We start from the raw sequence: 9,797 nt of genomic DNA, 5'->3' as shown, positions 1-9,797 counted from the left end.
CGACCGGCTCCCCGTCGCTGGCGAGCACCTCGCCGTCGGGGGAGAGCACCCGCACGCCGCTGAGCCCGAACGCCTCCCGGGTACGGCTGGCGAGGGCCAGCACCGCGTTGTCGCCCCGCAGCACGTTGCCGGCGACCGCGGCGAGCAGCTCGGCCTCGGCGGTGGCGCGCTGCGCGGTGCGGGCACGGCGGGCGGCCTGGTCGACGATGATGCTCACCAGGATCGCGATGAGCACGTACAGCGCGAGGGCGAGCACGTGCAGCGGATGCGCGATCGTGATGGTGAACAGGGGTGCGACGAAGAGGAAGTCGAGTGTGACGCCGGAGAGCACGGCCGCGAACACGGCAGGACGGACGCCGCCGATGAGGGCGACCACGACCACGAGCAGCTGGTAGGCGAGCACCTCGGCGGTGATCGACTCGGGGCTGCGGAAGGTGAACATCAGCCACGACAGCAGCGGTCCGAACACGAGGGCCACCGCGAAGCCCAGCAGCTGCCGCCGCCAGCCGAGTGCCCCGCCGGTCATCCGTGGCAGGGCGAGTCGACCGCCCGCCGCCGCGTGGGTGACGATGTGCACGTCGATGTCGCCCGAGCGGCGGATCACCTCCGATCCGATGCCGGGACCGGTGAGCGCGGCGGCGAGTCGACTGCGACGGCTGACCCCGATGACGAGCTGCGTGGCGTCCACCCCCTGCGCGAACTCGACCAGGGTGGCCGGGATGTCGTCGCCGACGACCTGGTGGTAGCTGCCGCTGAGCGATTCGACGAGGGTGCGCTGCGTGGCGAGCGCCCCCGGGGTCTCGTTGCGCAGGCCGTCCTGGGCCGAGATGTGCACCGCGAGCAGTTCTCCGCCGGCCGAGCGGGCGGCGATCCGTGCACCGCGACGCAGCAGGGTCTCGCCTTCGGGGCCGCCGGTGAGGGCGACGACGACCCGTTCCCTGGCCTGCCAGTTCCCTTCGATCCCCTGCTCCGCACGGTAGGTGCGCAGGGCGCTGTCGACCTCGTCGGCGAGCCAAAGCAGGGCGAGCTCGCGCAGCGCGGTGAGGTTGCCGAGGCGGAAGTAGTTCGACAGGGCGGCATCGATGCGCTCGGCCGGGTACACGAGCCCGGCGGAGAGCCGGTCCCGCAGCGACTGCGGCGCGAGGTCGACGACCTCGATCTCGTCCGCGGCGCGCACCACGGCATCCGGGATCGTCTCCTGCTGCGCGATGCCGGTGATCTTCTCGACCACGGCATTGAGCGACTCGATGTGCTGCACGTTGACGGTGGTGACGACGTCGATGCCGGCGTCCAGCAGCTCGTCCACGTCCTGCCAGCGCTTCGGATGCCGCGAACCGGGGGTGTTCGTGTGGGCGAGCTCGTCGACGAGCGCGATCTCGGGAGCCCGGGCGAGCACGGCGTCGAGGTCGAGTTCGGTCAGGGCGATGCCGCGATGGTCTTCGACGCGACGGGGCACCTCGGGCAGTCCGACCGTCTGCGCGAGCGTGGCCGCGCGGTCATGGGTCTCGACGATGGCGATGACGACGTCGTGTCCCTCCTCGCGGAGGCGACGCCCCTCGGCGAGCATCTCGAACGTCTTGCCGACACCGGGAGCGGCGCCCAGCAGCACCCGGAGGCGGCCGCGACGGGGGTGTTCCGGTGCCGGGCGATGCGTCCGATCTGCGCTCATTCGCCCTCCTGGTCGTCCAGCGCGAGGTTGAGCTCGGCGACGTTGATGCGCTCCTCGCCCAGGAATCCCAGATCCCGCCCTTGAATCCTAGACTCCACGAGGTCTTGCACCTGCTGTTCGGGAACGCCACGCGCCTCGGCCACGCGCGGCACCTGCAGCAGGGCGTAGGCGACGCTGATGTGGGGGTCGAGGCCCGAACCCGAGGCGGTGACCGCGTCGGCCGGCACCTCGGACGCCTTCACGCCCTCGCGCTCCGCGATCGCGGCCTGACGGTCGGCGATGGCCGCGACTAGGTCGGGGTTCTCCGGGCCGAGGTTGCTGCCGCTGGAGCCCGCCCCGTCATAGCCGTCGCCGGCCGCCGAGGGGCGGGACTGGAAGTACTCCGGCAGGGCCTCGCCGTCGGCATCCGTGAACGGCTGGCCGATCAGTGAGCTGCCTTTGTCGTCGGGGAGGGGTGAGCCGTTCGCCTGCCAGGGGAGAGCGAGCTGCCCGATGCCCGTGACGAGGAGCGTGTAGCCGACGCCGAGCACGAGGGTGAGGACGAGCATCGCGCGGATGGCGACCCCGGTGGTGCGGGCCGCGGTGCGAGTGGAGGACATGTCTGGGTTCCTTTTCCGAGCCGGGTCAGAAGCCCGGGATGAGGCTGACGACGAGGTCGATGAGCTTGATGCCGATGAACGGGGCGATCACGCCGCCGAGTCCGTAGATGAGCAGGTTGCGCTGCAGGATCTGCGAGGCGCTCGCCGGGCGGTACTTCACTCCGCGCAGGGCGAGCGGGATCAGGAACACGATCACGATCGCGTTGAAGATGATCGCGCTGGTCACGGCGGATGCCGGCGAGTGCAGCTGCATGATGTTGAGCGCCGCGAGTCCGGGGAAGACCCCCATGAACATCGCCGGGATGATGGCGAAGTACTTCGCCACGTCGTTCGCGAGCGAGAACGTGGTGAGCGCGCCGCGGGTGATGAGCAGCTGCTTGCCGATGCGCACGATGTCGATCAGCTTTGTCGGGTCGGAGTCCAGATCGACCATGTTGCCGGCCTCCTTCGCGGCCGAGGTGCCGGTGTTCATGGCAACGCCGACGTCGGCCTGCGCGAGCGCGGGAGCGTCGTTCGTGCCGTCGCCGGTCATCGCGACCAGCCGCCCGCCCTCCTGCTCGCGGCGGATGAGGGCGAGCTTGTCCTCGGGCGTCGCCTCGGCGAGGAAGTCGTCGACCCCGGCCTCGGCGGCGATGGCCTTCGCGGTCAGCGGGTTGTCGCCCGTGATCATCACCGTGCGGATGCCCATGCTGCGCAGCTCGTCGAACCGCTCGCGCAGACCATCCTTGACGATGTCCTTGAGGTGCACGACCCCGAGGATGCGGCCCTCCGTCACCTGTTCGTCGGACACCTGTCGGGAGTTCGCACGGATGTCGGACCGTTCCGCGGCGATTCCTCCGACATCCGTCCGTTCTTCCGACAAGTGGGCAGGTGCGGATGCCGGGGCAGGTGCGGATGCCGGGGCCGGGGCGGATGCCGGGGCAGACGCCGGGGTCCGCACGGCGACGACGAGGGGGGTGCCGCCGCTTTCGGCGACGGTGTCGGTGCGGGTGGTGAGCTCCGCGTCCTCGGCGTCGAGCCCGAGCCACGCCCGCACCGCGGAGCCTGCGCCCTTGCGGATCTGCGTGCCGTCGGCGAGGTCGAGTCCCGACATGCGGGTCTGCGCGGTGAACGGCACGACGACGGCATCCTCCGGAGCGGTGACGCGGATGCCGCGGGCGGCGGCGAGCTCGACGATCGAGGCGCCCTCCGGGGTGGGGTCTGCGAGCGACGACAGGGCCGCGACGCGCAGCAGCTCGTCGGCGTCGATGCCCGGGAGGGGCAGGACCTCGTGCGCACGGCGGTTGCCGTAGGTGATGGTGCCGGTCTTGTCGAGCAGCAGCGTGGTGACGTCGCCCGCGGCCTCGACAGCGCGCCCCGACATGGCCAGCACGTTGCGCTGCACGAGCCGGTCCATCCCGGCGATGCCGATGGCCGAGAGCAGTGCGCCGATGGTGGTCGGGATCAGGCAGACGAGCAGGGCGATGAGCACCGGGATGCTGACGGGCGATGCCGCGTAGGAGGCGATCGGGTTCAGGGCGAGCACCACGACCACGAAGATGATCGACAGGCTGGCGAGCAGGATGTTCAGGGCGATCTCGTTCGGGGTGCGCTGGCGGCTGGCGCCTTCGACGAGGGCGATCATCCGGTCGACGAACGTCTCACCGGGCTTCGAGGTGATGCGCACCACGATCCGGTCGGACAGCACGCGGGTGCCGCCGGTGACGGCGCTGCGGTCGCCGCCCGACTCGCGGATCACCGGGGCGCTCTCGCCCGTGATGGCCGACTCGTCGACGGTCGCGATGCCCGCGATGATGTCGCCGTCACCGGGGATCAGCTCGCCGGCGGTCACGATTACGACGTCGTCGCGCTGCAGCTCGGCGGAAGAGACCTCGAGGGTCTCGGCACGTTCTGCGGCGGCATCCGAAGCCGCGTCATAACCGACCACACGGCGGGCCATCGTGCTGGTGCGCGTCTTGCGCAGGCTCGCGGCCTGGGCCTTGCCACGGCCTTCGGCGACGGACTCGGCGACGTTCGCGAACAGCACCGTCAGCCAGAGCCACACCGCGATGCCCCAGGTGAACGGCGCGGGGACCGGGGTGCCGCCCGAGTCGGTGGGTCCGCCGAGGAACGGTTCGGCGATCGCCAGCACGGTCGCGAACGCGGCGCCCACCCAGACCAGCAGCATCACGGGGTTGCGGACGAGGGCTGCGGGGTTCAGCTTGCGCAGGGCGCCGGGCAGGGCCTCGACGAGCTGTGACCAGCCGAAGGAACGCGTCGGCTGCGCGGGGGCGGATGCCGCAGCATCCTGCTGTTCGGACGGGGATTCGGAAGGCGTGGTGATGAGAGTCATGGTCAGACGAGTCCTTCGGCGAGGGGTCCCAGTGCGAGCACGGGGAAGTAGGTGAGGGCGGTCACGACGACCGTCACGGTGAGGAGGAGGCCGACGAACTGCGGCCGGTGGGTGGGCAGCGTGCCCGAGGTGGCGGGCACTCGCTCCTGCGCGGCGAACGAGCCGGCGAGGGCCAGCACGAGCACGATGGGGAGGAAGCGTCCGAGCAGCATCGCGATCCCGAGTGCGGTGTTGAACCACGGCGTGTTCGCGGTGAGTCCGGCGAAGGCGGAGCCGTTGTTGTTCGACGCCGAGGTGAACGCGTAGAGCACCTCGCTCATGCCGTGCACGCCCGGGTTCAGGATGCTGGTCGACTCCACGTCTTCCCGGATGCCGGGGATCGCGAAGCTCAGCGCGGTGCCGCCGAGGACCAGTGCAGGGACGACGAGGATGTACAGGCTCGCGAGCTTGATCTCCCGCGGACCGATGCGCTTGCCGAGGTATTCGGGGGTGCGCCCGACGAGCAGTCCGCCGACGAACACGGCGATGATCGCGAGCACGAGCATGCCGTAGAGGCCCGAGCCGACGCCGCCGGGGGCGACCTCGCCGAGCATCATGTTCAGCATCGGCATCATGCCGCCGAGCGCCGTGTAAGAGTCGTGCATCGAGTTGACCGCACCGGTCGAGGTGAGCGTGCTCGCGCTGCCGAACAGCGTGGAGCCGAGGATGCCGAAGCGCACCTCCTTGCCTTCCATCGCGGCGCCGGCGAGCTCGGGTGCGCTGCCGCGGCCGGCCAGCTCGAGCGCCGAGAGGGCGAAGGTCGAGATCAGGAAGATCGTGCCCATGACCGCGGCGATGGCGTAGCCCTGGCGGTGGTCGCCGACCATGCGGCCGAACGTGCGGGGGAGGGAGAACGGGATCACGAGGATCAGCAGCACCTCCAGCAGGTTCGTGAACCCGGTCGGGTTCTCGAACGGGTGCGCGGAGTTGGCGTTGAAGAAGCCGCCGCCGTTGGTGCCGAGGAGCTTGATCGCCTCCTGCGAGGCGACCGGTCCGCCCGGAATGGTCTGGGTTCCGCCCGACACGGTGGTCATGTCGGTGAAGCCCGCGAAGTTCTGGATCACGCCACCGGCGAGGAGCGCCAACGCACCGATCAGGGCGATCGGGAGGAGGATGCGGCCGAGACCGCGGATCAGGTCGACCCAGAAGTTGCCGATGGTCGCCGAGCCCCGGCGCGCGAGGCCGCGGATCAGCGCGATCGCGATGGCGAGTCCGACCGCCGCCGAGACGAAGTTCTGCACCGTGAGGCCGGCGAGCTGCACGGTGTAGCCCACGGTCTGCTCGGGCGAGTACGACTGCCAGTTGGTGTTCGCGACGAAGGATGCCGCGGTGTTGAAAGCGAGCCCTTCGGGCACGGCCGGGAGACCGAGCGACTGCGGCAGGAACGCCTGTAGGCGCTGCAGCCCGTAAACGAGCAGCAGCCCGACGACCGAGAACGCGAGCACGCTGCGGGCATAGGCGCGCCAGGTCTGCTCGGACGACGAGTCGACGCCGATCAGCCGGTAGACGCCGCGCTCGACGCGCAGGTCCTTCGCCGAGGAGTACACCCGGGCGATGTAGTCGCCGAGGGGGCGGTAGACCAGAACGAGCACGACCACGACGGCCGTGAGCTGCAGGATGCCGAACCAGATCGCCGCACCCATCAGAATCGCTCCGGCGCGACGAGCGCGACGACGAGGTAGACGACGGCGGCGACGGCGAGGACCGCCGCGATGATCTCGAAGACGATCATGCGCGGTCCACCGCCTTGGCGACCAGGGACACGAGGGCGAACAGCGCGAGAGTCAGCGCGATGTAGATGATGTCGAGCACGGATCCGATACAACTCCCGTGCGCGGGCGGATCCGTCGATCCTGACGGTTCCCCTACGCCCCCGCCGAGGATGCATGCGGGTTGCTCACACCCGGCTCAGCGGTTGGCTGTGTGGGTCTCGTCGGGATGCAACTGAGGACCTCCTGAGAGTGGGTATATTCTCGTTGATCAGAATATGCCCACTCTTTAGGGTTGATGTCATGAAGACACCGTCACCGTTGCAGTTCACGCTTCTCACTGCTCTCACCGGTCGCACACTCCACGGATACGCACTCGTCGAGGAAGTCTCGACGCTCACGGGGCAACGGCCAGGTGTCGCGACCGTGTACGCCGCACTCGAGAAGCTCCTCGCACTCGGGTGGATCGCCCAGACGCAGGATGAAATCGTCGGCGGGAGGTTGAGACGGTACTACGCGATCTCTGAGACGGGGCTTCACGTTCTCGATCTCGAGGCGAAGGCGCTCGCCCAACGGGCACGACGCGCACAGTTCAAACTGCAGCAGGTGCGGACCGCGGGAGCACAAGCATGAACACCGATCCCCTGCGACGAAGCCTCAAAGCCTATCCGCGACGCTGGAGAGAAGTGAACGCTCACGTGCTCTTCGGAATGCTCGAAGAGGCTCGTGACGCCCACCCCGAACTCGTTCCCCTCGAAGCACGAACAGCTGCTCGAAAGGGGCTTGCAATGAGAATTACACAGGTGCTGCCTTGGGTGCTCGGGGCGATCAGTGTTGCCTCAGCTGCTGTCGCTATGACCATCGTGGCCGTCGCATTCACCGAGCAGAACGAAGCCCTCGTCCACGTGCTTTGTTTCTTCATCACCCCTCTCGCCAGTCTGTGGGCGATCGTTGTGGGGCTGATATCCCGCCCCACAACGGTTCATCCTCGCTGGGGGGCGGCTGTACTGGGCAGCCTCGGGATTCTCGTCGCTGGGGGCGCACACGTCCTCTGGTACCTGGGCGTCGACACCGACATGACGAACCTCCCTCCCATATGGGGCGCGACCACCGCCACCGCGTTCGTGCTTATCGGGATCGCACTCACCATCTCCCTGTTCCCCGCGTTCGCCCGCGCGACCTCACGCACCGTGGCCGTCATCGCCACCGCTCTCGTAGCCGCCTCCGGCGCGATCACGACGATCGTGTTCTTGAGCCTGCCGTTCTCCGCGCCGATCATCGCCCTGACTGCGGTCGTCATCGTGCTGACCATTCGGCCCGGCCGCCAACGCACCGCACTGAACCCACCCGCAGCACCGTCTGAACGGCAGCTCCCCTAGCCCCCCGGTCCCTATCCTGCGGGGCGTGGACCCCTAGCCGCCTACTGACAAGACCTGCTCGGCAATAGGTGGATTGCGAACCCGTGGTGAGCGGGGAGAGGCTGGTGAGTCGGCCCGGATGACCGGGGTCGCGCGATTCGAAACCGGAGTTAGGGCGTCGCGAGCGAATCCAGGAACGCGCGGGTCTGTGCCGCCAGTTCGGGCGACTGCGTGTGGTGGAGGTAGTGGCCGCCCTCGATCCCGACGACCTCGCCGCGGTCGACACTCGCTGCCTGGGCCTCGTGCAGCTCCCGCCAGCCGGAGGCCTCGGGTCACGGCAGCTCGGCGTCGGCACGGACTGGCAGGATGTCGAGCATGAGTGTGATCTACGACTACTTCTCCGCCGCATCCGACGAAGAGGCCGTGACGGTCCTCGACGTGGAGGGCGGGCCGACCGCGACGGACACCGGTTTCGACGCCGGCACGCTCGGCGGCATCGATCCCGTCGTGCAGCTCGGCACGCTCGAGGCGCTGCTGACGGGCACCCCGTACGACGACGTGACCGAAGACCCCCGCGCCGGCCACAACCTCGCGATGAGCGAAGACTACGACCGGATCATCATCACGGTGACGGATGCTCTGGCATCGGCGCTCGCCGCAGCCGACGACGCGCGCCTGGCCGAGGTGGCCGAGCCGTGGTCGCAGACCGAAGAGCTCGCGGGTGCGGATCCGGCGCAGTTGGCCGCGTTCGCCCGCGACCTCGCCGCTCTCGCGCGCCGTGCCGCCGCATCCGGCCACCGCGTGTACTGCTGGGCCTGCATCTAGAGACCGATCACGGTCGCTCCCCGCTGACTCGCCGCATCTCCGACGCGAGTGCGCTGTTCGTCTCGGCGAACCGCGCGGTGATGTTCTCGCGCACCTCGGGCGCCTTGTTCTGGCTGAGCTTGGCGCGCGCATCGAAGCGGGCGACGCGTATCCGCAGGCCGACCGTGCCCTTCGCCGCTCGGCGAGTGCCCGGCTCGTCCTCCGACAGATGCCGGCCGTGCTCCCGTCCGTTCTCGAAGTGGTCGGTCAACTGCGTGAGCATGGCGTAGTTCTCCTCCTCACTGAGGATTTCGGGGGTTCCGTAGAGGTGCGCGGTCACGTGGTTCCACGTGGGCACCAGGTCTCCCGGCGCATACAGACTCGGTGAGACGTAGTCGTGCGGACCCTGGATGATGACGAGCACCTCGTGCCGACCGAGTTCGTGGAGCTGGTCGTCGGGCCGTCCGAAGTGGCTGGCGATCACGATGCCCTCCTCGTCCTCGATGAGCAGCGCAGGGTAGTGCGAGGCGACGAGTCCGGTGCTCGCCGGGGAGACGAACGTCGCCCACGGGTTACCGCGGATGAGGCGCTTGACCTCGTCGGGGTCGGTCATCAGGTAGCGGGGTGTGTGGCGCATCAGGACTCCTCATCTCGGGGCGGCCGGTCGGTTCGGGGGCGGTCTTTCAGGCGCGTGCGCACCGCGAGCGCGGCGCAGGCGATGACGGCGAGACCTCCGACGGCGGTGGCCCAGCCGATCGGCTCGTGCAGCAGGAGGGCGGCCCACGCGATGCTCATCACGGGCTGGACGAGTTGGATCTGGCTCACCTGCGCCATCGGTCCGATCGCGAGTCCGCGGTACCAGGCGAAGAACCCGAGGAACATGCTCACGGCGGCGAGGTAGCCGAATGCGAGCCACTGCACGGGGCTCGCCGCGGGCGGCTGCTGGATCGCCGACACCACGGTCAGGACGCCCATGAGGGGAGCGGCGACGATGAGCGCCCATGACACGGTCTGCCAGGAGCCGAGCTCGCGGGCGAGCAGACCGCCTTCCGCGTAGCCGATCGCCGCGGCCAACACGGCACCGAACAGCAGCAGGTCGGCAGCGGTGAGGGAGCCGAGTCCGCCGTTCTGCAGGGCGGCGAACACGACGGCGGCGACCGCGCCGACGATCGCGAAGACCCAGAAGGAGCGGTTCGGGCGCTCGCCGGTGCGGACCACCACGGCGACGGCGGTCGCGGCGGGCAGCAGGCCGACCACGACGGCGCCGTGACTGGCGGGGGTCGTGGT

The 9,797-nt window shown here is 69.4% G+C and carries 10 protein-coding genes; 3 read left to right on the top strand and 7 right to left on the bottom strand.

Annotation, left to right across the window (positions count from 1 at the left end):
* From ACNPM4_RS08015 to ACNPM4_RS07995, 5 genes are all read right to left on the bottom strand, one after another.
* The coding region (locus tag ACNPM4_RS08015; RefSeq protein ID WP_448985337.1) for a sensor histidine kinase at nucleotides 1-1,669 on the bottom strand (1,669 nt) is incomplete at its 3' end.
* Nucleotides 1,666-2,268 carry a potassium-transporting ATPase subunit KdpC gene (gene kdpC / locus ACNPM4_RS08010; RefSeq protein ID WP_448985336.1) on the bottom strand — a complete coding sequence of 201 codons (603 nt, stop codon included), beginning with the start codon at nucleotides 2,266-2,268 and terminating at the stop codon, nucleotides 1,666-1,668. The genes ACNPM4_RS08015 and kdpC, both read right to left, overlap by 4 nt.
* 25 nt (nucleotides 2,269-2,293) lie before the next feature.
* Nucleotides 2,294-4,600 carry a potassium-transporting ATPase subunit KdpB gene (gene kdpB / locus ACNPM4_RS08005; RefSeq protein ID WP_448985335.1) on the bottom strand — a complete coding sequence of 769 codons (2,307 nt, stop codon included), beginning with the start codon at nucleotides 4,598-4,600 and terminating at the stop codon, nucleotides 2,294-2,296.
* A 2-nt stretch (nucleotides 4,601-4,602) separates the two neighbouring features.
* Nucleotides 4,603-6,282: a potassium-transporting ATPase subunit KdpA gene (gene kdpA / locus ACNPM4_RS08000; protein WP_448985334.1), complete on the bottom strand. Its 1,680-nt coding sequence runs from the start codon at nucleotides 6,280-6,282 to the stop codon at nucleotides 4,603-4,605.
* The gene (locus ACNPM4_RS07995) at nucleotides 6,282-6,371 is read right to left on the bottom strand and encodes a potassium-transporting ATPase subunit F (protein ID WP_036303189.1); all 90 of its coding nucleotides are present in this window, start codon (nucleotides 6,369-6,371) and stop codon (nucleotides 6,282-6,284) included. Before ACNPM4_RS07995 ends, kdpA begins: the two co-directional genes overlap by 1 nt.
* A gap of 280 nt (nucleotides 6,372-6,651) precedes the next feature.
* Here ACNPM4_RS07995 and ACNPM4_RS07990 point away from each other — a divergent pair, with 280 nt between their 5' ends.
* From ACNPM4_RS07990 to ACNPM4_RS07980, 3 genes are all read left to right on the top strand, one after another.
* Entirely contained in the window at nucleotides 6,652-6,981 is a 330-nt protein-coding gene (locus ACNPM4_RS07990; protein ID WP_181156257.1) for a PadR family transcriptional regulator, read from the top strand.
* Complete coding sequence (locus ACNPM4_RS07985; protein ID WP_448985333.1) at nucleotides 6,978-7,727, top strand: hypothetical protein; 750 nt, start codon at nucleotides 6,978-6,980, stop codon at nucleotides 7,725-7,727. Before ACNPM4_RS07990 ends, ACNPM4_RS07985 begins: the two co-directional genes overlap by 4 nt.
* Nucleotides 7,728-8,081: 354 nt before the next feature.
* Nucleotides 8,082-8,531, top strand: a complete 450-nt coding sequence (locus ACNPM4_RS07980) for a hypothetical protein (RefSeq protein WP_448985332.1) — start codon at nucleotides 8,082-8,084, stop codon at nucleotides 8,529-8,531.
* Between the two features lie 7 nt (nucleotides 8,532-8,538).
* Here ACNPM4_RS07980 and ACNPM4_RS07975 read toward each other — a convergent pair whose 3' ends face one another.
* Both ACNPM4_RS07975 and ACNPM4_RS07970 read right to left on the bottom strand, forming a co-directional pair.
* Entirely contained in the window at nucleotides 8,539-9,147 is a 609-nt protein-coding gene (locus ACNPM4_RS07975) for an FMN-binding negative transcriptional regulator (protein WP_448985331.1), read from the bottom strand.
* Nucleotides 9,147-9,797, bottom strand: a 651-nt coding sequence (locus ACNPM4_RS07970) for a DMT family transporter (RefSeq protein WP_448985330.1), incomplete at its 5' end; no start/stop codon positions are given. The genes ACNPM4_RS07975 and ACNPM4_RS07970, both read right to left, overlap by 1 nt.

The sequence above is a fragment of the Microbacterium umsixpiens genome, from assembly GCF_053543675.1.
The sequence above is the reverse complement of the archived record's forward strand: the minus strand, read 5'-3'. Positions and strand labels throughout refer to the sequence as shown.